This window comes from Cyclobacterium sp. 1_MG-2023 (assembly GCF_030546805.1).
Taxonomy (GTDB): domain Bacteria; phylum Bacteroidota; class Bacteroidia; order Cytophagales; family Cyclobacteriaceae; genus Cyclobacterium.
Map to the genome: position 1 here is coordinate 1 of NZ_JAUOPC010000024.1, position 20,919 is coordinate 20,919.

Here is a 20,919-nt window from a genome sequence, read left to right on the forward strand (position 1 = left end):
TAGTTCATAAAAAATGCCAGACCGGATTAAACCAGCCTGGCTTCTCGTCGGGGTGACAGGATTTGAACCTGCGACCCCTTGCACCCCATGCAAGTACGCTACCGAGCTGCGCCACACCCCGAGAATTATTTAATTTCTACTATTTCTTTTTTATTCGAAGTCTCAACTGGTGACCCTCCTGACCTTTGTCAGGATACGCTACCGAGCTGCGCCACACCCCGAGATTACTCTTAAGAATCCTTTTATTGCTTTAAAAGGAAAGGCAAATTTAATCTATTTTCAATTAATTAAAAGAGATTCGATTCAAAAATAACTTTTAGAATTAGATTTAAAGTTAGACAAGAAAAAGTAGGGTGAATGATGAAAATTTTTATTTCTATAAGTGGTTGATTCTGAATGAGGATTTATTTTTTTCAAAAATAAATTAAAAAAACCATCATCTCATATTTGGAAAAAAATAACTTACCTGTTATGTTTGCATCTCAATTAAGGCAAAGGCCTAAAAAGAAAAGCAAATTCCTCCTTAGCTCAGTTGGTTAGAGCATCTGACTGTTAATCAGAGGGTCCTTGGTTCGAGCCCAAGAGGAGGAGCAAAAGCCAACACAGAAAGTGTTGGCTTTTTTTATTATGGATCAGTTTTTTGTCTATATCTTATATTCTTTCAGTTCGGGCAAAAGCTTTTTCCAAAGCTATAATAGTGTAAAAAAAAATAGCAGTGGAAAATTTTCTCACTGCTATTTTCAGATTGGTAGTCTAATGTATGACTGCCTATTTTACCAATAGTCCAAGTTCGGCTATTGCAGCAAAACCATGCCCTCCGGCAATTCTTTTGGCTTCAAGTTTTACAAACCTGGTTTCTATAGGCTTTTTGAAGTCATGCCTTCTCAAGGTGGGGTCGTTGATTAGGTTTCCAAATTCAAAACGCTCCAAAAGTTTCCAGTTAGATCCATCTGAGCTATAATAAATATTTCCTAAGGCTATCATCCCTTCTTTGTCTGCTGAAGGTGGCAAATAGGTAAAACCTGTTATCGTGAGCGAGGTACCTAAGTCTACCGTAAGCTGTTGTCCACCATTTTCACTTCCCTTTGCCTTATAATAAGTTTCTTTATTGCCGTCAATTGCTTTGGAGGCTTCATGATCATTTTCAGAAGAACTTGCGCCTACAATTTTCCAGTTGGCTTTAATAGCGCCAAAGAGGGCTTTAGCTATGGCACCACGATCATTTTTACCAAATGCCGTAGCTTTTACTTCTCCATTTTTCAATTGAAAAGGCCCTTCATATAGCCTAGATTCGGTGTTTGGCTCAGTACCGTCTAGGGTGTACCTAATGCTTAGGTCTTTGTTCAGGCTTCCAGCGATATCTTGCTCATAGGTTTTCCAGCCAAAATCTACTTTTTTGGGCTCAATATTAACCATGCCTTTTAGACTTCTTTCTATGTTTAATTGTGGAGGACGTGTTTCGTAATAGTAAGCTGCCACTTTATTGATGGCCGGAATATACCTTTCTTCATCTACTGTAATCCGAAGTTTGTTTGTACTAACTTCTGGAAATCGGAGGATATTTTTATAGCCTATATTGTAACCATGGGCTATTTCTTTCCATTCATCATCAAGTAAAGCTTCCAAAGAGAAGGCTGCCACTCGCTCACCATGAGACCTGATGGCTTCTTGAATGATTAATCGATTAATCTTTTCAGAGGCTTTCAAGCTTATTTCAAATGATTTGGACTGGTCTAGTAAAAGATAGCTTTGGTCATCATTGTCCAGCACTTCTTTAGGTCCTTGGGCACCCATTAGTAAATCTTTACTGTAGGTATTTCTTATTCGCTTTCCTACTTCCTCAAGCACTTTTACATCTCTTTCAGGAAAAATGCCCTGGGTGTTGGGAGGGATATTAAGCAGAAAGATTGAGTTACCTCCAACAGCTCTTTCATACATGTCAAAAACGTCATCAGCACTTCTAACTCCTTGTTCGTTATCGTTTCGGTAAAACCAACCTTCTCTTATGGAGGTATTCGTCTCGGCAGGTTGGTAATGTAAATAATTGGCTTTGGATAATTTTTCCAAACTGGCAACATCTTCTCCCGTGATGTCTGCAAAGCGGTTCATCTGATTGGGGTTTTCCTGATAAGGGATGACATTCCATTCTATTTCTCGGGTTTGTCCGGATTCGTTGCCACACCACCTGATGTCTTGTCTGCCAAAAATCACAGCCTCAGGAGCCAGTTTTCTGATTAGGGTTTTCCAAGAAGAGTAATCATATGTCTGGCCACCTTTTCTTTTAGGGTGGGCACCGTCAAACCAGACCTCTTTTATAGGGCCATATTCTGTTAGTAATTCAAAAAGTTGGTTTAGGAAGTATTCATTGTAATCATCTACTTCGAATTCGAAAGTAGTTTTATTTTCAAATGGTCTTCCTTTTACAGCTCTGGGGATGGTTCTTTTCGTTTTTTTGCTGAGATTTCCATACAGGCCTGTAGGGTTTTCGATCTGGTACAAATCGGCGGGGGACAGGTATACTCCAAGGTCAAGACCATATTTTTCGCAAGAGGCAGCAAGGTCTTTCAGTACATCACCTTTGCCATTTCTAAAACCGGTAGACATCAGGCCGTGTGAGGTATATCTTGATTGCCATAAAACAAAGCCATCATGATGTTTGGCCGTAAAGATCACCTTGGTCATGCCGGCAGCTTTCATCGCTTTACACCATTGGTCGGTATCAAGTTCTTTTAAATCAAATACAGTAGGATCCTCCATGCCGGAACCCCATTCTTTGGCTGTGAACGTATTCGGACCAAAGTGAACAAAAGCAATGAATTCATCTTTGAGTGCATTGTATTGGTTTTCTGTGGGGATTACATGGGCTGCCTTGATACGGATACTGTCTTTGGTGTCGTCATTGTCGATGCTATAAGTAGATTTAGGTTCCAGTAAAAGACCATCATCAGAAGGACTGCAGGAAAAAGACAGAAGCAGGCAGAGGCCTAATAGTAATTGCGTCGGCTTCTGTAAGGTTAAGGGTAATTTCATAATGGAGGTTAGGTTATTTTTTTATTTAAAAAGTCAAACATAATAAAAAAATTTATTTTTCTTTAAGGGGTTTGATCTTATATTAGGTTTGATTCCTTGGGAGGTAAATAATATTTTTCTACCTTGGATTTTCGGAGTACATCCCCTCACTTTCATAATACGAAACGAACGAATTTATCAAGGGCGTAGGGAAAGTGGGAGAAACCAGAAGAACAGGAGCATATTAAATTTGCAGAAAAATATTGACTATCGTATGAATGATAGGGAATGTGTATTGATTTGAATGGTAGGGAGTTGGTGCTCAATATGATTATAAAATAAGTACATCTATAAAACAAATGAAAATGCAGTTAAAAGTTTTTTTAGCCTTCCTATTGGCCTGCTTTAGCTATCAATCCATAGCTCAGGAAATAGACATTAAACCCTATCTACAAGATGTAGAGCCCAATTCTGCCATAGTAATGTGGCAAACATCAGAAGGAGAAGAAAGTATTGTAGAGTGGGGTACTAGTCCCAGTCTAGGTAATAAAGCAAAAGGTACATCTGAAGCCATCAATTTTGACGATGTACGCGTTCATACTGTTAAGATCAAAGGTTTAGAACGCTTCACAGAATATTATTATCGGGTACGGACCGGAGATGCGCTGTCAGATGTTTTTCAATTTAAAACACCACCTTTCTCGAATGACGGGGAAGATTTTAGGATAGTGGCAATGAGTGATATGCAATATGACTATAATCAACCTGATAAATTCAGTGAAGTATTGAATGAAGGGGTTATTGGCTATCTAGAAAAAGAGTTTGGTGGATCTTTGCCTGACAACCTGGCAATGGTACTTATACCTGGAGACTTGGTTCAAAGGGGATCTGTATTTCACCAATGGAAGGATCATTTTTTTAACCCGGCGGAGAAATTGTTTTCTGAAGTTCCAGTATATCCTGTGCCCGGGAATCATGAAAGAAATTCGGTGTATTACTTTAAATATTTTAGTTTACCCGAGAATGGTACTCCAGCCTATGCAGAGCATTGGTGGTACAAAGACTATGGCAACACACGTGTAATTGGTTTGGATTCTAATGATGGTTACAGGAATTTATCTGAACAACTTGATTGGTTAAAAGAATTACTTGCAGACACTGAGAAAGACGATAAAATTGATTTCGTTTTTGCGCAATTACATCATCCTTTTAAATCAGAGCTTTGGATTCCCGGTGAAGAAGATTTTACAGGGAAAATTGTAAAAGAATTGGAACAGTTTTCAACCAAAACCGGAAAGCCTAGCATTCACTTTTTTGGGCATACACATGGCTACTCAAGAGGGCAATCAAGAGACCACAAACATCTTTGGGTAAATGTTGCTTCCGCGGGTGGCGCAATTGACAATTGGGGCGAATTTGAAGGTAGGGATTACGATGAGTTTACCGTTACGCAAGATGAGTACGGATTTGTTATGGTGTCAGTCGATGGTGATAGAAATGATCCAAAATTTACCATGAAACGTATCAGTCGTGGCAACACCATTGAGCATAGAGAAAATGAATTGAGGGATAGCATTACGGTTTGGAGAAAGGAACGCAAGCCAAATACACCTACAGCCCTTTCACCTGATGAATCTGGGGTTTCTATAACGGGTGCCATTTTGAAAGCAGGACCATTTAAAAGCGATTATTCAGGCACCTTTCACGCAGCCTCCCATTGGCAGATGTCAAAATCAAAGGATTTCGGAAAATTAGAATTTGAGAGTTGGCAACAATTTGAAAACTGGTACTATAAAGAAAACCGACAAAAAGATGATGACTTAACCGATGAAAAAACGGAACGATTGAACCCCAATACTACCTATTATTGGCGGGTTCGCTATCGGGATCAAAACCTAAATTGGAGTGATTGGTCTGAGGTTAAGGTTTTCGAAACAGAAAAGTAAAGATAAGCCTTAGTTCATAATCAATAGATTCCATTTGTCTCACCTGTAAATAATTGACTGGAAAAAAGGGCATGTCAGGTCTTTAATATTACCGATTTAAAAGGCGCTAACCCAAGAAAATTTCTCGTCAATTATTTGCATTTTTTCATTGTTCAAGAATTCAATATATGCCAAGGCAACAGGTGATAATTTTTTTGACTTTAGCCATATTAAGTTCCACTCTGTACTCAATGGTAAACCTTTGACAGGGATGATTTGTAAGTCCTTATTGCTTAACTCACTTCTAATGCCTATAAGGGGCATTATAGAGCAGCCCAAACCTGATATTACAGCTTGTTTAACGGCTTCGTTGGAAGTTAATTCCATTTTTTTTCGGGCCGAATAGCCATTTTTCGCTACAAAGGTCTCCATGGCGTTACGTGTTGCGGAGCCTTGTTCTCTAAATATCAACGGCATTTCTTCAAATAGCTTTTTCTTAGGTATGCTTTTTTTTATTTCCAAGTTGCTACTTGAGACATAGTATAGCTTGTTTTCCATTAAGGCTATTTTATTGATCTTAAGTTTTTTAGGGAGTACAGATACTAAGGCGAAATCGACCTCGTTCAATTCCAGACTTTCCAAAACACTTGACTTATTCGTCACATCCATTGTCAAATCAACACCCTTGTTTTGCTTTATAAATCCTGATAAAAAATAGGGCATGACATATTTTCCGGTAGAAACAATAGAGATTTTTAATCGACCGGAAAGTTGCCCTTTGTAGGCAAGGGTTTTATAATTTATGGCATACACCTCGTTAAGGATTTTCTCTGCAGCATTTGCGATCTCCATTCCGAAGTCAGTGATATAAAGCTGTCTTCCGACTACCTCCGTAAGTGGGATAGGAAATTGATCTTGAAAATTTTTTAGCTGAATAGAAACTGCTGGTTGAGTCAAATGCAATGCTTCTGAAGCCTTAGTAATGCTCTGTAAATCAGTTATTTTAAGAAAAATTTGAAGCTGGTGTAAGGTGTAATTCATAAATATATTTAATGTATATCATAACAAATATAAATAAAAATTAATGATTTTAATAGCTAATCTTTGTGCTGTCAAATGGAAATAATATTGTTTAAACCTTTAAAATTTTAGATAAAATGGACGCCAAAGAAAGTGCTCAATTAGAAAAGACAACGCAAACAATCCAATTGGTAAAAGGAGAGTTTACTCCTTCGGAAGCCGCGCATGTATTGATGGCTTTGATTGATGAAAAAATCAACTTTCACAAAATACAAAGACTCCAGGTTTGGGAAGGGGATCACAAGTCCAAGACAGAGCAACTGGATGGGAGAATTTTGGAATTGGAAAAAGAAAAAGGGATTGCCAGAGAGTTTATCAATAATAGAAGAGCCCTAGGTTTAAATGTAAGGATCAACGGTATTCTAGAAATTACCATAGCGAAATAAAGTCTAACTAAATGCTTTGCAACTCGAATATGGAATTTTCAAAATCAGCAATTGTAGGCTTGGCAGTATCCGGCATCTTGATCGCAATATCTCAATACAATGAATACATTTTCTCCAACCAGGTTTTACCCTGCATTTATATTCTTGGGATAGGTTATGGTCATAAAATTCTGGCAGTAATCACTACTGATCCAAAGGAATCTTTTCCTAAAAAAAAGGCATAAGCATATTTGGATGTGGTGATTCCTGCATCGTAAAGTGAGCGGGAAATGAAAATAAAAATCAATAAAAAATATTATGATACCTCAAACAAACGCGCATTTATCCTCTATACAAAATGGCATGGACAAAACGATTGACGCAAAGAAGTCAATTGCTGTTCCATTGGTCACCATTATAAATTGGTCCCTGTTTCTCGGAAACGCCATATTTCTTGTTTTCAATTACCCTAATATTCCTGAGTGGAATTGGGCTGGTATCTTCAGGATCAATGGTTTTACAATTTTAATATGGACTACGGTAACTATTTTTAGTAGTATTGTTTGTAGTTATGCAAGCAATTACCTGACAGGTTTTAAATATCATGCCAGATTTATGTGGCTTTGCCTTGGGTTTACTTTGGCAGTTATGCTTCTTGTCATGGCCAACCATGTTTTCCTTTTGATTTTTAGTTGGTGGATCATGGGGGTTTTTATGTCTCAATTGATTGGCATTGACAAAGCATGGGGAGAAGCACGTGAAGCTTCTAAATTTACTTTAAGGTACTTTATTACAGGTACCTTTTTTTTAGCCATAGGGCTTCTGATATTGGCTTTCTTTAGCGGGCAATTTACAGTAAGTGGGCTTTCAACAGCTGTCAGTGGATTACCCTTATATATTTTAATACCATCTGCGCTTAGTATTATTGCAGCTGCTGTTGTTCAGTCCGCAATGTATCCATTTCACCGTTGGTTGCTTTCAGCAATGACAGCCCCAACACCTGCCTCAGCACTTATGCACGCCGGCTTTGTTAATGGAGCAGGAATTTTGTTGACCCTCTTTGCCGGCTTATTGTTTGCCTCCAATACCTTTAGCATTCTGTTTGTCATCGGAGGATTTACTGCCATTATTGCTCAGTTTACAAAATTGCTGCAAGTCAATGTCAAGCAAAAGTTAGGCTGCTCTACCATTGCCCAAATGGGTTTCATGATCATGCAATGCGGCTTGGGGTTCTTTAATGCCGCAGTGGTTCATTTAATTCTACATGGGTTCTATAAGGCATACCTGTTTTTGTCCTCCGGAGAAGAAATAGCACAGACAAAACCTGAGCGGCCAAAACCATTAAGAATCCGACCATTGCAAGGAGTAGTTGTTTTATTGTTTGGAGGGCTGGGAGCTTATCTGTTTGCAAGCTGGACCGGAAAAGGACTCTTGCTAAATAGTGGCTTGTTGCTAACGATCATTGTGGCCATTACAGTAGGTCAGGCAACTTACAATATAGTGAAGGAGCAAAGTCTTTCCATAATGCAGAAAATAGTAGTGCCGCCACTACTTTTTATGGTGGGAATAGGTATTTACGCCTTGATTTACAATGGCGTAACCGTACTTATGGCGGGTATGGCTAAGGTTTCGGAGCCTTTACCACTGACATCGACACAAATCATTTTTGGTGCGATTTTTCTAATCGGCTTTTTCATTATGAAACTTGGGGTTTATAAAAAGTTCCCTTGGGTTTATGTCAAATTGATGAATTTGTCTCAACCGAATAAAAAATCAGTTCTAATGTATAAATCAAAATCAATATGAACCAGTATCTATTAAGCAGTATTGATAAAGCCGCAGAAGTAATAGGCAAAACCTGGCCTTTGTACACTTTCGTTGCTTCAAATCCTCTGTCAGGATATGAAAAAGCGACTTTTTTGGATGCTGTTAGTTCAGCCCATAAACAATTCAATGCCAATGCATTTCCGGCAGCTCATATTTATCGTCAGGCATTGGAAAAGGAAGATATTGATTTGAAGGTTCTGGTGCATCTTTTAAAAGAAAATGGTTTATCCGAATGCCCGGAAAAATACCTCAAATTGTTGGAGGGGCACCAAGCCGACGAAGAAGTGAATGGGACCCATAATGTGGATCGTTTAATGGTAAAATGGTTGTCCGCCTTTATGGATGAAGGACTTGCAGAATGGGAAATGCCATATAAAAGTGAAGGTTTTTATACTGCATGGAGACTGTTAGTTATCTACGATTCAGAGCTAGGGGCTACTTCATTGAAAGAAATTCCAAAAACGAGCGCGGCAGCATTGAATCAATTGTTAAGCGAATTACCTGAAAGTGATTATGTAGAGATATTTAGCCACCAAATGGCAGCACTTCCCGGATGGACGGGCTATATCAAACACCGTACGGAATCCAATTCTGATTGGCAGCAAGAATTTCCGATTAATTTGATGGATTATTTAGCTGTACGATTATGGATTTCCAAAAAAATGAATGTACCCATTTTACCGGAAGGAAATGAAGCTCATTCGGACTCTTTTCTACTTAAGCTTCAATACATATGGCTTAAAGCCTGGGAGCAAAGTTGGCAAAATCAATTGGTCATAAGCTTGGAGAATGGTGCTAATATTACCCAATTTAAGGGGGAACCGGCTCTCGCAGATGCTCAGATGGTGTTTTGTATTGATACCCGGTCTGAATTAATCCGACGACATGTAGAGTCCGCAGGAAATTATGAAACTTTTGGTTATGCTGGTTTTTTCGGTATAGCCATGGATTACCAAAGTTTGGAGGATGGCATTTCGAGAAAATCTTGTCCGCCCATTGTGGCTTCTGCTTATACGGTTTCGGAGTCGGCACAAGTGGACAAAAAAGGACAGTTTCTATCCTATGAAAAGAAAAACGAGCGCATGGGATTTTGGGATTATTTTCTCAAACGGATGAAAAATATGCTGCCTTCAGCTTTTGGGTATGTCGAGGGATCAGGTGTCTTTTATGGGTTGTCGCTATTGGCGAGAACAATAATCCCTGGGTCAATTTACAGAAAGAAACAGAAGAACCTTTCTCAGATGGAAGCCATTTGCCAACCTGATATCATGAATATAACTCAAAAGACCACGGATCTTCCTAATGTTTCTTTGGAAGAAAAAGTGTCCATAGTTAAATCAGCCTTTGACCTGATGGGCTGGAAAGAATTTGCCCCTTTGGTCTTATTTGTAGGACATGGAAGTCATTCTGCTAATAACCCTTTTGGTTCGAGTTTAGATTGTGGGGCCTGTGCAGCAAGTCCCGGAAGACACAATGCACGAATGCTAGCTAAGCTGGCTAATTTGTTGCATGTAAGAAAGGCTTTGGCTGAAATTCACGAGGTTTTTATTCCAGAGAATACGTTATTCTTAGGGGCAGAGCACAATACTACAACAGATGAGATTGTATTGTTTGACTCGGAAGCACCAGAGACACATCAAATGCTTATAGAGGATTTGAAGGTTAACCTTTGGAAAGCACAGCAAAGTGCCACAAAAAACAGACTTGGTACCAATGGGGATAGTCTTTCTAAGGCCCAAGAAAAAGCAAACAATTGGGGGGAAACACGTCCGGAATGGGGCCTAGCCAAAAATGCTGGCTTTATTGTGGGTCGGCGAGAATTGACCAAAAACACGAACCTAGACAGTCGTTGCTTCCTTCATTCTTATGATTGGGAATTGGATACTACCGGAAAAGCCTTGGAAAGCATCATGCAGGGGCCCATGGTGGTGACCCAGTGGATCAATAGCCACTACTACTTTTCTACAGTGGATAACAATGCTTACGGAGGAGGTTCTAAAATCACTCACAATATCACAGGCAAATTTGGTGTGGTACAAGGGAATGGGGGAGACCTCAAAATTGGGCTTCCGCTTCAATCTTTGTACAGTTCCGATAATGACATGTATCATCAGCCTTTGCGATTGACCGTGACCATTCAAGCTCCCATCAATCGGGTAGCAGATATCTTGGAAAGAAACAATCACCTGAAATCACTTCTTGACAACGAGTGGATTTACCTTTTGGTGATGGATCCTGAGCAGAAAAATAAAGTATTTAAGTACAAAAACAGTTTAAAATGGGAGGTTGCTTCACGTACGAAATATAGTGGTACCCAAAAAACCTTTCATGCATCAACTTTAACAGAACTTGCAGTTTAAATAGGAAATGAGTGAGTATGACCATTTTCATGTTAATGGTCATACTCATTTTATACTGTGGTTAACGCTAAATGATAAGCGAATGCTTTCTTAATTTTATGTGGATATTCAGGATTTCTGTAAAAAGTTAAGTTTCCGATTTCTGTTATTAACACAGTGCTATAAAAAATGAAATGAAGTAATTCCGATAAAAAGATTTTTTATCGGAAATTAACAGTGAATAAAAAGAATTATTTTAGGTAAAATCCATACGATTAGTAGGGGGATTATAAGAACTTCATTGCATTAATTTTAAATAGCTAAGCTATCTCTTTTATCCCGTTTTTTTGCCAATAATTTGATGATTCAAATGTGGAAAGAAGACTTAATTTGATTCCTCCTTTAAAATTTTAATATGCCTTTTTAACCGCTCCAAATCCAGTTCCAGCGTTCCGTTATATACGCCCCTAATATAACCTTCTTTATCTACCAGAATAAAGTTTTCGGTATGGATAAAGTTTTCAGGGTCCTGCGTTTTTGTGAAATTCTCATCTGCGAAATAGCCGTTTCTGGCAATATCATATATGGCCTCTTTTGGACCGGTGACCAGGTTCCACTTGGAGTCCTCTATATCATTTTCTAAGGCATATTTTTTTAATACAGGTACGCTGTCATTCCAGGGCATCACTGAATGAGATAGCAGCATAAGGTCAGGGTCATGGTTATAGGCTTCCTGCAAGAGACCCATATTGGCTGTTAATTTTGGACAAATACCCGGGCAAATGGTAAAAAAGAAATTGGCCACATAATTTTTCCCTGCATAGGTTGCATTGGTAATGGTGTCACCATTTTGATTTAAGAAAGAAAAGGAGGGAATACGGTGCACTTTTGTGTCCCAATCAGGTGTGAAATCTGCTGCATTGAAATAGGGCAACCCGGTTTTTTCTATGGCCGTATTTTCACTTGTTTTTACTTTTGCTTCTTTGCATGAAAGCCCCATTCCAAGGATTAGTAAAAAGGATAAGCTATTGATTTTAATTGATCTCATCGTTTTTCGCTTCTACCGGATTGCATTTTTTTAGCCCAATAAGCCCAAAACGTTCTCCATTTTGAACAACATAATTGGCTTTTATCCGCCCATCTTCTTGCCAGAGTTTCTGGCTGCCACTTTCTTTTCCATTCACATAATTGAAAGCCATGAATTTTTGTCCGGAGGAGTACCATTCAGTTATCCTTCCATTGTATTGCCCATTGTTATTGAAATGGTATTCAAATTTCAGGTTTCCATTCGGCCACCAGGCCTTATGGATGCCTACTTTATGCCCTTTGGAATAGCTCCTTGAAATAGCCAAGGTTCCATCCGGATACAACTGTTTTTCTTCTCCTTCCTTTCTTCCCTTGCTGTATTGAACAAGGGACTGCTGACTTCCGTCCGCATAGGAGGCGCTGAGTTGTCCACTAAACAAATCGTCTTTGTAAAAGAGTTGCCCATTTTTCAGATGCAATTGAGGATCGGAAGCGTCTAGCCGCACTTTTTCCTCCCTACAGGAAGTCAAACAGCAGAACCACAAAAGGAACAAAATGGCAGGTGAAATTTTAAAACGCATTATCTTGTGATATTACCGGGGGTGCCAAAATATCCGCTACCATTGAGGTAAGGGTCTTCGCTAGTAATATGGTAATGGTAAATGCCCTCCGGAAAATCTGTGGTTTCCGAAAAGTGTCCATGGAAAGCATCAAGGTCATCATTGGTAACGATATGATCCCCTTCCACCGGCCCGTATACGGGGAGGCCATCTGCCAAAAGTCCTAAAAACGCATCTTTACCAAATTCATTTGTCAGGTATACAGGTTCTATATGGTAATGGTATTGTCCGGTCCCTTGCGGGTGGCCGAGCCATTGATCAAATGAATTGATCTCAGTGGTTAGTGGGAGGTCAGGTCCGGCGTATTGATTGTAAAAAACCACCCCATTTCTGGAAATGCCAATGGCACCAAGAGGTGTAGCTTCCTTAACTGTTGCCTCTGATGGATATAGGGGGATGGTAAAAACAATATTTTGCGGAGCAATTGTATTGGGATTTTTACGGTAACTAGGGTTACTGCCGGTGTATTCGCTATATAATGCATTGCCGGCAGGCCAGTAAGGACTTGTATGGTTAGGTAGGTCCTGAGTAGTAAAAATCACAAAATCACCGGCAATTTCATAAGAAAGGCCAGTACCCTCAAATTTATCCAAGATAGGACTAATGTCATATGTTGCTGTGTTTACTTCTTTTTCCATTTCCTCCATTTCTTCCATCTCACTGGAACAGGCCATGATGAATCCCAAGATAAAAAGAGAAACAGGAATTGATTTTTTTATAAAAGTCACCATGTGATTTTAATTTGTTTAAAGCATGAGAAAATACCTGACTAAAATGGGTAATGATAAAAGCATTAATTTGGGCTTCCCAATTAAGTCTGCTCATGTTTTAGACATGTTTACTAGGATAAAGTTTAATTTCCTGCGCTTTTAATTTATAGGGAGTAGTTTTTTCTGCTTTAAGTAAAATACTATCAATACAACCAGTAGAATTCCGCTTATCCAATATTGCAAACCAGAAGGAATTGTTGTTTGCTGAAAAAGGCCCAAGATTAAATTTGACTCCTGGGGCACAAACGCAGACCCTTCCAGACGTAGGCTTGCAGAATGTTGGTTTTCGTTGTTTAGAATGAATTGGTTATTGGTCATCCCTTCACTAAGCACCATAAATATGCTTTGATTTCGATTGATTCCCTTAAAACTAGGGTTATTTACTTCAAGCGATTCCATGATTTCGGGCACTCCTTCAACCTGAAAAAAAACATTGGTTTCATGGCCTAATTGTACCGCTCCTTTTTGGAGCAATAAATCTGCATCCCCATTGAATTGAATGGCAATGTTTTCTTTTAAATAATTAATGACCAATTCCTTAAACTCATCTGCCGTAGCGAATGCGTTTTCTCCATAATTTTGTTTGATCACATATTCAAAGGAGGTCAAGGGAGACCTTACTTGAAGAACCCAACTATGATCTGCCTTTTCGGCTAAAATTATTGAAGATATAGCTGGTTGGTGAGCCTGTGCCATCCCTGCCCAGATAAGTAATATGAAACTTGCAATCCATCTAATCATTTTTTCTCTAATTTTAATTTACGTAAGCCCCGGCCAAGCAGTTGATGAAATTGTTGTTACCGGCAGCATCTACATGATAATGATATCCTCTTGTTTCATCGTAGTGGCCCCTACATTCGTCAAGATCGGTAGGTTCTTCACCGTCCTCATTGAGCTGGGTGTGAATGCTGTGTCCATCCATGGCATAGCCAATCATGGGAGCATGTCCGTCTACCTGTGAAACCTCAGTACTAATGCCCGTAGCTGCATGGTAATGGTAGCCTTGGTGTACATTGATATGTCCACCAGCATCGTCAAAAGGTGCCAAGGTATAGGCTGAAAGAATGGCATCGGTAGGGGCAGCTGCAGAAAATTCAATTCCATTAAAGGCAATTCCCCTGACAGTTGGCCCGGTAGCGCCAAAAGGACCTCCCCCCATAGCAAAATTACTTGAACTGCTTTGTTTCACCGGAGTAACAGGTATCACCCAAGTTTGTGACAGGTCAGTGATATAGGAAGGTAAACATTCTACACAAAAATTTTGATATTCGGCACCTACATTGGGATTGGCTGCATTGATACAATCTTCTTCCGTATTGGTAATGTAAATATCCCCATTGGCGTCATACATCATCCAAGTGTCGTCATTGTAAAAGGAAGCTAAGTTCTCAATGAACTCACCATCAACATCATAAACCTGCCCACTTTCCAGCCAAATCCCGCCAGCCTCTTCTCCATCAGCGATATTGCTGGGACACCATGGCCCCATTTGATGATCTGAAGCGGTACTTGTAGTTACTATTTGGTAACAATCCGTTTCTGTACCATCGGATAATGTACATGGTATAGTAGTTACCGTGGTACCATCAATGAAATTAGAGGCAACTACTTCTAACACCACCCCGTTTGAATTCACAATGTCCTGTTCGTCATCGTTGTTGTCGCAAGAAGAAAAAATCGCCAATGCTCCTATGATCAGGAAGCTTAATCTTAAATTCACCATAATTATTCTGTTTAAAGCCTTTGGATTTGTACTTGTATAGACGTAAACCAGTTTTTATTCCCTCGGACCCTGTGAAATAATTTGTTGAAACCCTGGATAATTGGAAGGGTGGAGAAAAATTAATAAATGTTTTTCCTATAAAGTTAATTTATAACCAAAAATAAATTGATTTAAAAAATTCATAGTTAATATACCAATTAATCCTTTAAAAACCTAAATTAAAAATTTATCAGAGTGCTGATAATGAGTGGGATGTGTGGGGATTTCGATTGGTGTTAGTTGGAAATGAGGATTCGTATTTTCGGAATTTCTGACTAGGGAAAAAGCATCCATGGGTAGCGTCTTCCGTTGAGATTTTGTCAGCATTATTGCAGAAAAAAAGGCAACAATACCGCCAAAATCGGGACGTAAAACCTATCTAATTTCCAAGGGTTTTCACCCTTGGCTACAAAAATGCCACCCCTATTGGGGTTTAGGGAATGTAGTGACTATACCGTCAATCTCTGCTTGTAACTGCGAATCCATTTTTTGGGGACTATAGCGGAGGGAATGGGCGTGGCAGTCCCTCGCTTTAGGTGAATTTCTGACAGGAAAAAAACCTCAATGGGTCGCATCTTCCGTTGGGATTTTGTCAGCATTGTTGCAGAAAAAAGGCAAGAATGCTGACAAAATTGTAATCTAAATGTTGTTTTTATTAGGGCCTGATGCCCTGTCTATGTTATTTCGCTTCCCTTGGTGCTGTGGAGTTCGGCGCGATTAAGCTTCCATTAATCTATGAGGATTTATGTAAAAATGAAAAGCATTAGATGGAATTATGATATAGGCTTTGCAGACTTTACTCCGCCTGCCCTGATTTTTTGTTGATGGGAAAAGTTTTCTCCTAATAATAGAAAGTCTATTTCCTAATTCGGACCGGATTTACATAGGCACCTGAAAGGCAATTGATGAAATTGTTTTCTCCGGGAGCATCAACATGGTAGTGATATCCTCTGGTTTCATCGTAATGGCCTCGGCACTGGTCCAAATCTGTAGGTTCATTACCATTTTCATCGAGTTGTGCGTATATACCATGACCATCCATGGCATATCCTATGGAAGGTGCATGTCCATCAGCCTGAGCGATCTCGGTGCTTATCCCTGTCGCGGCGTGGTAATGATAACCCTGGTGTACGTTGATGTGTCCTCCGGCATCGTCAAATGGAGCAAGAGTATAGGCTGAAAGAATGGCGTCTGTTGGGGCGGCTCCAGAGAATTCTATACCGTTATATGCAATTCCCCTTACATTAGGCCCATTTCCACCTCTGGGTCCCATGGCAAAATTATTTGGCTCGGTAAGTCTTACTGGGGTAACCGGGATTAACCAAGATTGGGAGAGTTCAGTGATATATGAGGGGAGGCATTCCACACAGAAATTCTGGTATTCAGGACCTACATTGGGATTGGCCGCATTGATACAGTCTTCCTCAGTATTTGTAACAAAGATGTCTCCATTGGCATCATACATCATCCAGGTGTCGTCATCATAAAAAGTGGCGAGGTTTTGAATAAAGGCACCATCAACGTCATATACTTTTCCTTTGTCCAGCCAAATTCCACCTGCTTCTTCACCGTCTGAAATATTGCTTGGACACCAAGGGCCCATTTGATGATCTGAAGCTGTACTGGTGGTTACGATTTCATAACAATCGGTTTCCGTTCCATTTGAAAGTGTGCAGGGAACAATGGAAACGCTGGTGCCTTCTATAAAAAGGGAAGGGTCTACATCGAACACCAAATCATCTGTAATTAGAATTTCCTGAGGTTTATTTCTGCAAGATGAAGCCATTGCAAAAGCGACAAAGAGCAAAGCAAAAAGTTTATAATTTACCATATTCGTTTCTTTGTAGAGTTAGACGTAATTCTATTGAATACCCCTCGATACATATCTACTATAGTTAAAATATATTGATAAGATAAACATTTTTTTCGATCCTTCTAACTAAAAGAAACATGACTTTCCCCAGAAATTTAAGGCAAGGAGCTGACCATTAAAAAAGCTTGGATGCAAAAGTATCCATTGAATCTATTTCCTTGCTCGGTTATATTGAATTTTTTGGGGAGGCGCTAGGGTAAATTTTCGGCTTTGTAAATGGTGATACTTCGCTTCTCTTCAGTGCTTGTTCCATTTTGATCTGTGACGATGATGAGAAAATCATACACCCCTTCTACAGCGTCTTCAGGTATGTCAAAGTGTTTGTGAACATTGGAGTTTTTGGTTCCCTTGTATTCATCCCATATTAGTTCAAAGTCCCAGTAAGCTTCATAGCTTTCTTCGTCTATTGGGTTGATTTGTACTTGTACTTGTTCAATTAATTCGCCGGCAAGAAGGTCTGCGTTCAGGTGAAAATCCTCACCAATCACCCCAATTTCATCATTGTTTAACCCGACTTCAACATTATCTATGCTGGGTGATGGCAGATTGGGTTCAGTATCTTCTTGGCATGAACCTAATGCTAAAACAGCTAAAATGGCTAATAGGAAATGCTTGAATTCTTTTTTCATGGTTTGAATAAAATTGATTTAAATGTATTTCAGTGAAGCGAGTAGGTGTTTATAGCGCTGGCATATGGTGTTTTGTTGAAGGGGAAAACCGATAAACTACTCTGCAACACCTTTGCAAATATATGTCATATCATGAGTGAAACAATGTTGCAAATGGAATTTTTCAATTAAAAGAAATATTCCGCTTCAAAGCGGCTTAAAATCTTGTATATGCAATCCTATTGCATTATGTTTGTGCAATTATATTGCATTATTTAACGAGTAAAAATTATTGAAAATGAGAAGACTTAGACAAGCATTTATGATTCCGCTTTTGGCTTTGGCATTGTTTGCCTGTCAGGAAGAGGAAGACATTACTTTTGATCCCCCGGTGGTTTCTACCTTTGAAATGGGTGAGGGAAGCTCACATTCTACAGAACCGGTGGCCTACCGTGGAATGGATTTGCATATGGAGGCTACCATTCTTGCATACGCCAATGTGGAGTCTATTAAAGTGAGTATTCATGCACATGATCTGGAAGTGGGCGAAGGAGAAGTCGAGTGGGACTTTGAAGAAGTCTACACGGATGCTAAATATTTGGTAAAGAACCCTGAGTTTCATGAGCATATAGATATCCCTGCGACAGCTCCTGCAGGAGAATACCATGTAGAATTGGAAGTTACAGATGCTGCAGGTAACATTACTGAAATGGAGGGGCATTTAGAAATAAGAGAATTGATTCATGTTAGTGGATTCGAAATGGATGCCGAAGTGGTTAGGGGAGAAGATTTCCATGTAGAGTTTTTAATTGGTGCAGCCAATGGGATTCATACCATTACTGTTGACATTCATGCCCATGGTCTTACTGCTGGTGCAGGAGAGGTGGTTTGGGAAATGGAGGAAGTTTTTGAAGAAGGATACCACGAGTTGTCTGAGGTCGAATTTCATGAACACATAGATGTTCCTGCCAATGTCACCGCAGGTGAGTACCATGTGATGTTTATCATTGAAGATGAGGATGGAAATGAAGTGGAATTTGATACACATATTGATGTGTTAAATGAATAAAATAAGGGTTGTACAATGATTGCAAAAGAGCCGGATTTATCCGGCTTTTTTTGTTTGAGATGTGGGAAAGTGATTTTGTCAGCATTGTGGCAGAAAAAAGGGCAACAATACCGCCAAAATCAATTGACGATATATTCCGTTTGCCGTGGGTTGACACCTCACGGTTATTATTGTTGAAGCCCTATAGGCTTCTTTATGCGTTTAAATATGACGACTTACAGGCTATAATTATTTCACCCAATGAAAGATTTATGGTTAGCCTATAACTTCACAATTAACGAAACTTGGATGGACACCCTTAGATGGGTTGAAAGATGATTATATCAGCATTGTTGCGGAAAAAAGGCAACTATGCCGCCAAAATCGGGATGTGCTTCATAGGAATTTTACCAGGGGTTGACAGCCTTTCTACAAAAATGATACCCCTATTGGAGTTTGGATGTATATAAGATTTGGCCGGGAACTACTATTATCTAATGCTTGATTGGATAGATTGAGGACAATTAGAAGTTTTTTTTAAATTCCGATTTGAATATGGCCTTTAAAAATTATGGTGGAGGCTGAGCTGTAATTGGTTTTTGCTCCATTGGTCAGTCGATTGTCTCATGCCTCCGATTTGAACTTTCAAGTGGTTATTGATCATGTAGCCAAGGGCCATATAAAACCTGTTGCGGTCAAAGATTTCAACCGTATTTCCATTTCCTATACCTCTTTCGCCATTGATGAAGATTTCATTGTAAAGGGCCAGGTAGACAGTGTTTTTTTCCATGGCCGCTTTATTCAAGGCGATATTTAAAAATAAATTGTACCGAAAACGGGTTCTGAAGTCCTGGTTTTCTACAAAGCGCTGCTCATAGCGAAACCTATGGGTAGCATAAAATCGCTTGCCAAATTGAGAGGGGAACAGTGCTTCTTGATAGATCCTGCTCTCCATTGAAGTGCTTTTATCATCGCCGTAAACTCCCGAGGTAATATTGGCATAGCCCAAGGTGAATTTGATGTTTGTTTCCTTGGGCTGGTAAGTCAGCCCTCCCCGCAGCAACAATTGCTCAAGGTCTCCTCCTTTATTCCAGTTGCGGTGCTGAATGTCCCCTTGAAAACCCCATTGGCTGTCATTAAATGTGGTATTGAAAAAATACATGTACCAAGCTCCGGTTTTGTCCTGGTTGATCTGGGCTTTTCCGGAAAAAGGGATGAGTAGTACAATAAGAAAGGGTAGAAGGGCTAATTTGTTTGTCATTTTGTAAAGTAAATTACAAGGATAGGTTTAAAATTGGGTTGATGAATTTTTCTAAGCCAAAAGGCCAGTGTTGACTTGCAATAAATGATAAAGATAGTTTAAAAAGTTGACCCCTCCAATGTAAAGAAGAGGACTTGTCCGAACCTATAATTTGTCCCCCTGACCAGTCAGTTGGGATTTAATGTGGATTATGTAATGGATTGTTTATTTAGGGTTTAAAATTATAAATGGGAGAGTAAATTTAGGGTAACTCCGTTGGGGTCTTTTACAAAAAAGCGCCTTACGCCCCATTCTTCGTCAGTGATTGGGTAGCTAATGTTTATATTTTGTTGTTGGGCTTTTGTGTACCATTGATTAATGTCTGAAACTTCTATGGATAAGAATATAGCGGAATTGTCAAGAGGGGCATTGTCCTTGTTTTGAAGAATTGAGATTTGTGCTGTAGGGTTATCCTTGGAGACAAAGGTCAACACCCAACCCATGTCCATGGCCAATTCCATGTTTAGAAAATCGAGGTAAAAGCTTTTGCTTTCGATCATGTTGTTGGAATAAATATTGGGTACGATTCTTCGCATGGCTTTTTTGTTTTAATGGTTTGTTGTCAAAGATAAAAATATCTAATCCAAGTGATTTTGTCAGCATTGTTGCAAAAAAAAAGGCAACAATACCGCCAAAATCAATTGACGATATATTCCTTTTACCGTGGGTTGACACCACACGGTTATTATTGTTGAAGCCCTATAGGCTTCTTTATGCGTTTAAATATGACGACTTACAGGCTATAATTATTTCACCCAATGAAAGATTTATGGTTAGCCTATAACTTCACAATTAACGAAACTTGGATGGATACCCTTAGATGGGTTGAAAGATGATTTTGTCAGTATTGTTGCGGAAAAAAGGGCAACAATACCGCCAAAATCGGGATGTGTGGCTCATTTATACCAAGGGCTGACACCCTTGGCTGAGATATTGCGCCCCTTTTGGGCTTGGTTTTGTCTAAGGAGTTAATTTGCGATTTTGGCAAGGTATGGACGTTGAGATTTTGTCAGCATTGTTGCAAAAAAATGCAACAATACCGCCAAAATCAATTGACGATATATTCCTTTTACCGTGGGTTGACACCACACGGTTATTATTGTTGAAGCCCTATAGGCTTCTTTATGCGTTTAAATTTGACGGCTTACAGGCTATAATCATTTTATCCAATGAAGGATTTACGGATAGCCTATAACGTCATAATTAACGAATCTTGGATGGATACCCTTCGATGGGTTGTTTTGGTTCGTTAAAGGAACACATCAATGATAATGTGATATATTAGGTGTTTTTTGGCCTTCAAAGGTTATGGTTTTTGGAGATGGATAGCGGGGGTTAAAAAAATGAGTTAGCTCCGGTTAGGAGAT

General features: G+C 39.3%; 17 protein-coding genes and 2 tRNA genes. 7 read left to right on the forward strand and 12 right to left on the reverse strand.

The genetic code is table 11. From position 1 onward, the window contains the following. Positions 1 to 47 precede the first annotated feature (47 nt). Positions 48 to 121 (reverse strand) — tRNA-Pro (locus Q4534_RS23020). A 396-nt stretch (positions 122 to 517) separates the two neighbouring features. Between Q4534_RS23020 and Q4534_RS23025 the strand changes: the two genes are divergently transcribed. Continuing rightward, a tRNA-Asn gene (locus Q4534_RS23025) sits at positions 518 to 591 on the forward strand. A 177-nt stretch (positions 592 to 768) separates the two neighbouring features. On the opposite strand, the gene Q4534_RS23030 is transcribed toward Q4534_RS23025, so the two are convergent. Next, positions 769 to 3,030: an alpha-L-fucosidase gene (locus Q4534_RS23030; protein WP_303615513.1), complete on the reverse strand. Its 2,262-nt coding sequence runs from the start codon at positions 3,028 to 3,030 to the stop codon at positions 769 to 771. Positions 3,031 to 3,374: 344 nt separating this feature from the next. Between Q4534_RS23030 and Q4534_RS23035 the strand changes: the two genes are divergently transcribed. Next, positions 3,375 to 4,955, forward strand: coding sequence for a metallophosphoesterase family protein (locus tag Q4534_RS23035; RefSeq protein WP_303615514.1), 1,581 nt, complete (start codon positions 3,375 to 3,377; stop codon positions 4,953 to 4,955). A 96-nt stretch (positions 4,956 to 5,051) separates the two neighbouring features. On the opposite strand, the gene Q4534_RS23040 is transcribed toward Q4534_RS23035, so the two are convergent. Continuing rightward, positions 5,052 to 5,975 (reverse strand): LysR family transcriptional regulator, encoded by a 924-nt coding sequence (locus Q4534_RS23040; RefSeq protein ID WP_303615515.1) that lies wholly within the window; start codon positions 5,973 to 5,975, stop codon positions 5,052 to 5,054. Between the two features lie 116 nt (positions 5,976 to 6,091). Between Q4534_RS23040 and Q4534_RS23045 the strand changes: the two genes are divergently transcribed. The 4 genes from Q4534_RS23045 to Q4534_RS23060 all read left to right on the forward strand — a co-directional run bounded on the left by Q4534_RS23045 (position 6,092) and on the right by Q4534_RS23060 (position 10,566). After that, the gene (locus tag Q4534_RS23045) at positions 6,092 to 6,400 is read left to right on the forward strand and encodes a hypothetical protein (protein ID WP_303615516.1); all 309 of its coding nucleotides are present in this window, start codon (positions 6,092 to 6,094) and stop codon (positions 6,398 to 6,400) included. Between the two features lie 29 nt (positions 6,401 to 6,429). Further along, a complete protein-coding gene (locus Q4534_RS23050; protein ID WP_303615517.1) occupies positions 6,430 to 6,624 on the forward strand; it encodes a hypothetical protein in 195 nt (64 codons plus the stop codon). A gap of 73 nt (positions 6,625 to 6,697) precedes the next feature. Next, positions 6,698 to 8,185: a proton-conducting transporter membrane subunit gene (locus Q4534_RS23055; RefSeq protein ID WP_303615518.1), complete on the forward strand. Its 1,488-nt coding sequence runs from the start codon at positions 6,698 to 6,700 to the stop codon at positions 8,183 to 8,185. Further along, positions 8,182 to 10,566, forward strand: coding sequence for a DUF2309 domain-containing protein (locus Q4534_RS23060; protein ID WP_303615519.1), 2,385 nt, complete (start codon positions 8,182 to 8,184; stop codon positions 10,564 to 10,566). The genes Q4534_RS23055 and Q4534_RS23060 overlap by 4 nt, the downstream gene beginning before the upstream one ends. A 364-nt stretch (positions 10,567 to 10,930) precedes the next feature. On the opposite strand, the gene Q4534_RS23065 is transcribed toward Q4534_RS23060, so the two are convergent. The 7 genes from Q4534_RS23065 to Q4534_RS23095 form a co-directional block, all read right to left on the reverse strand. Further along, positions 10,931 to 11,593 (reverse strand): SCO family protein, encoded by a 663-nt coding sequence (locus Q4534_RS23065; protein ID WP_303615520.1) that lies wholly within the window; start codon positions 11,591 to 11,593, stop codon positions 10,931 to 10,933. Beyond that, on the reverse strand, positions 11,580 to 12,152 hold the full coding sequence (locus Q4534_RS23070; protein ID WP_303615521.1) for a toxin-antitoxin system YwqK family antitoxin: 573 nt from the start codon (positions 12,150 to 12,152) through the stop codon (positions 11,580 to 11,582). Before Q4534_RS23070 ends, Q4534_RS23065 begins: the two co-directional genes overlap by 14 nt. Beyond that, positions 12,152 to 12,922 carry a YHYH protein gene (locus tag Q4534_RS23075; protein ID WP_303615522.1) on the reverse strand — a complete coding sequence of 257 codons (771 nt, stop codon included), beginning with the start codon at positions 12,920 to 12,922 and terminating at the stop codon, positions 12,152 to 12,154. The genes Q4534_RS23070 and Q4534_RS23075 overlap by 1 nt, the downstream gene beginning before the upstream one ends. Positions 12,923 to 13,060: 138 nt before the next feature. Next, the gene (locus tag Q4534_RS23080) at positions 13,061 to 13,702 is read right to left on the reverse strand and encodes a hypothetical protein (RefSeq protein WP_303615523.1); all 642 of its coding nucleotides are present in this window, start codon (positions 13,700 to 13,702) and stop codon (positions 13,061 to 13,063) included. Between the two features lie 13 nt (positions 13,703 to 13,715). Next, positions 13,716 to 14,684: a YHYH protein gene (locus tag Q4534_RS23085; RefSeq protein ID WP_303615524.1), complete on the reverse strand. Its 969-nt coding sequence runs from the start codon at positions 14,682 to 14,684 to the stop codon at positions 13,716 to 13,718. Between the two features lie 895 nt (positions 14,685 to 15,579). Then, a complete protein-coding gene (locus Q4534_RS23090; protein WP_303615525.1) occupies positions 15,580 to 16,554 on the reverse strand; it encodes a YHYH protein in 975 nt (324 codons plus the stop codon). Positions 16,555 to 16,787: 233 nt separating this feature from the next. Continuing rightward, the gene (locus Q4534_RS23095) at positions 16,788 to 17,225 is read right to left on the reverse strand and encodes a DUF4625 domain-containing protein (protein ID WP_303615526.1); all 438 of its coding nucleotides are present in this window, start codon (positions 17,223 to 17,225) and stop codon (positions 16,788 to 16,790) included. Between the two features lie 277 nt (positions 17,226 to 17,502). On the opposite strand from Q4534_RS23095, the gene Q4534_RS23100 reads away from it, so the two are divergent. Continuing rightward, positions 17,503 to 18,273 carry a DUF4625 domain-containing protein gene (locus Q4534_RS23100; RefSeq protein WP_303615527.1) on the forward strand — a complete coding sequence of 257 codons (771 nt, stop codon included), beginning with the start codon at positions 17,503 to 17,505 and terminating at the stop codon, positions 18,271 to 18,273. Positions 18,274 to 18,814: 541 nt separating this feature from the next. Here the strand turns inward: Q4534_RS23100 and Q4534_RS23105 are convergent. Together Q4534_RS23105 and Q4534_RS23110 are read right to left on the reverse strand one after the other, a co-directional pair. Then, positions 18,815 to 19,513, reverse strand: coding sequence for a DUF2490 domain-containing protein (locus Q4534_RS23105; protein ID WP_303615528.1), 699 nt, complete (start codon positions 19,511 to 19,513; stop codon positions 18,815 to 18,817). Between the two features lie 221 nt (positions 19,514 to 19,734). Then, on the reverse strand, positions 19,735 to 20,088 hold the full coding sequence (locus Q4534_RS23110; protein ID WP_303615529.1) for a VOC family protein: 354 nt from the start codon (positions 20,086 to 20,088) through the stop codon (positions 19,735 to 19,737). Positions 20,089 to 20,919 lie beyond the last annotated feature (831 nt).

Excerpts from the sequence above, each read along its gene's own strand:
- Q4534_RS23030 (WP_303615513.1), bottom strand. The coding sequence starts at position 3,030 with ATGAAATTACCCTTAACCTTACAGAAGCCGACGCAATTACTATTAGGC.
- Q4534_RS23035 (WP_303615514.1), top strand. The coding sequence starts at position 3,375 with ATGCAGTTAAAAGTTTTTTTAGCCTTCCTATTGGCCTGCTTTAGCTAT.
- Q4534_RS23040 (WP_303615515.1), bottom strand. The coding sequence starts at position 5,975 with ATGAATTACACCTTACACCAGCTTCAAATTTTTCTTAAAATAACTGAT.
- Q4534_RS23045 (WP_303615516.1), top strand. The coding sequence starts at position 6,092 with ATGGACGCCAAAGAAAGTGCTCAATTAGAAAAGACAACGCAAACAATC.
- Q4534_RS23050 (WP_303615517.1), top strand. The coding sequence starts at position 6,430 with ATGGAATTTTCAAAATCAGCAATTGTAGGCTTGGCAGTATCCGGCATC.
- Q4534_RS23055 (WP_303615518.1), top strand. The coding sequence starts at position 6,698 with ATGATACCTCAAACAAACGCGCATTTATCCTCTATACAAAATGGCATG.
- Q4534_RS23060 (WP_303615519.1), top strand. The coding sequence starts at position 8,182 with ATGAACCAGTATCTATTAAGCAGTATTGATAAAGCCGCAGAAGTAATA.
- Q4534_RS23065 (WP_303615520.1), bottom strand. The coding sequence starts at position 11,593 with ATGAGATCAATTAAAATCAATAGCTTATCCTTTTTACTAATCCTTGGA.
- Q4534_RS23070 (WP_303615521.1), bottom strand. The coding sequence starts at position 12,152 with ATGCGTTTTAAAATTTCACCTGCCATTTTGTTCCTTTTGTGGTTCTGC.
- Q4534_RS23075 (WP_303615522.1), bottom strand. The coding sequence starts at position 12,922 with ATGGTGACTTTTATAAAAAAATCAATTCCTGTTTCTCTTTTTATCTTG.
- Q4534_RS23080 (WP_303615523.1), bottom strand. The coding sequence starts at position 13,702 with ATGATTAGATGGATTGCAAGTTTCATATTACTTATCTGGGCAGGGATG.
- Q4534_RS23085 (WP_303615524.1), bottom strand. The coding sequence starts at position 14,684 with ATGGTGAATTTAAGATTAAGCTTCCTGATCATAGGAGCATTGGCGATT.
- Q4534_RS23090 (WP_303615525.1), bottom strand. The coding sequence starts at position 16,554 with ATGGTAAATTATAAACTTTTTGCTTTGCTCTTTGTCGCTTTTGCAATG.
- Q4534_RS23095 (WP_303615526.1), bottom strand. The coding sequence starts at position 17,225 with ATGAAAAAAGAATTCAAGCATTTCCTATTAGCCATTTTAGCTGTTTTA.
- Q4534_RS23100 (WP_303615527.1), top strand. The coding sequence starts at position 17,503 with ATGAGAAGACTTAGACAAGCATTTATGATTCCGCTTTTGGCTTTGGCA.
- Q4534_RS23105 (WP_303615528.1), bottom strand. The coding sequence starts at position 19,513 with ATGACAAACAAATTAGCCCTTCTACCCTTTCTTATTGTACTACTCATC.
- Q4534_RS23110 (WP_303615529.1), bottom strand. The coding sequence starts at position 20,088 with ATGCGAAGAATCGTACCCAATATTTATTCCAACAACATGATCGAAAGC.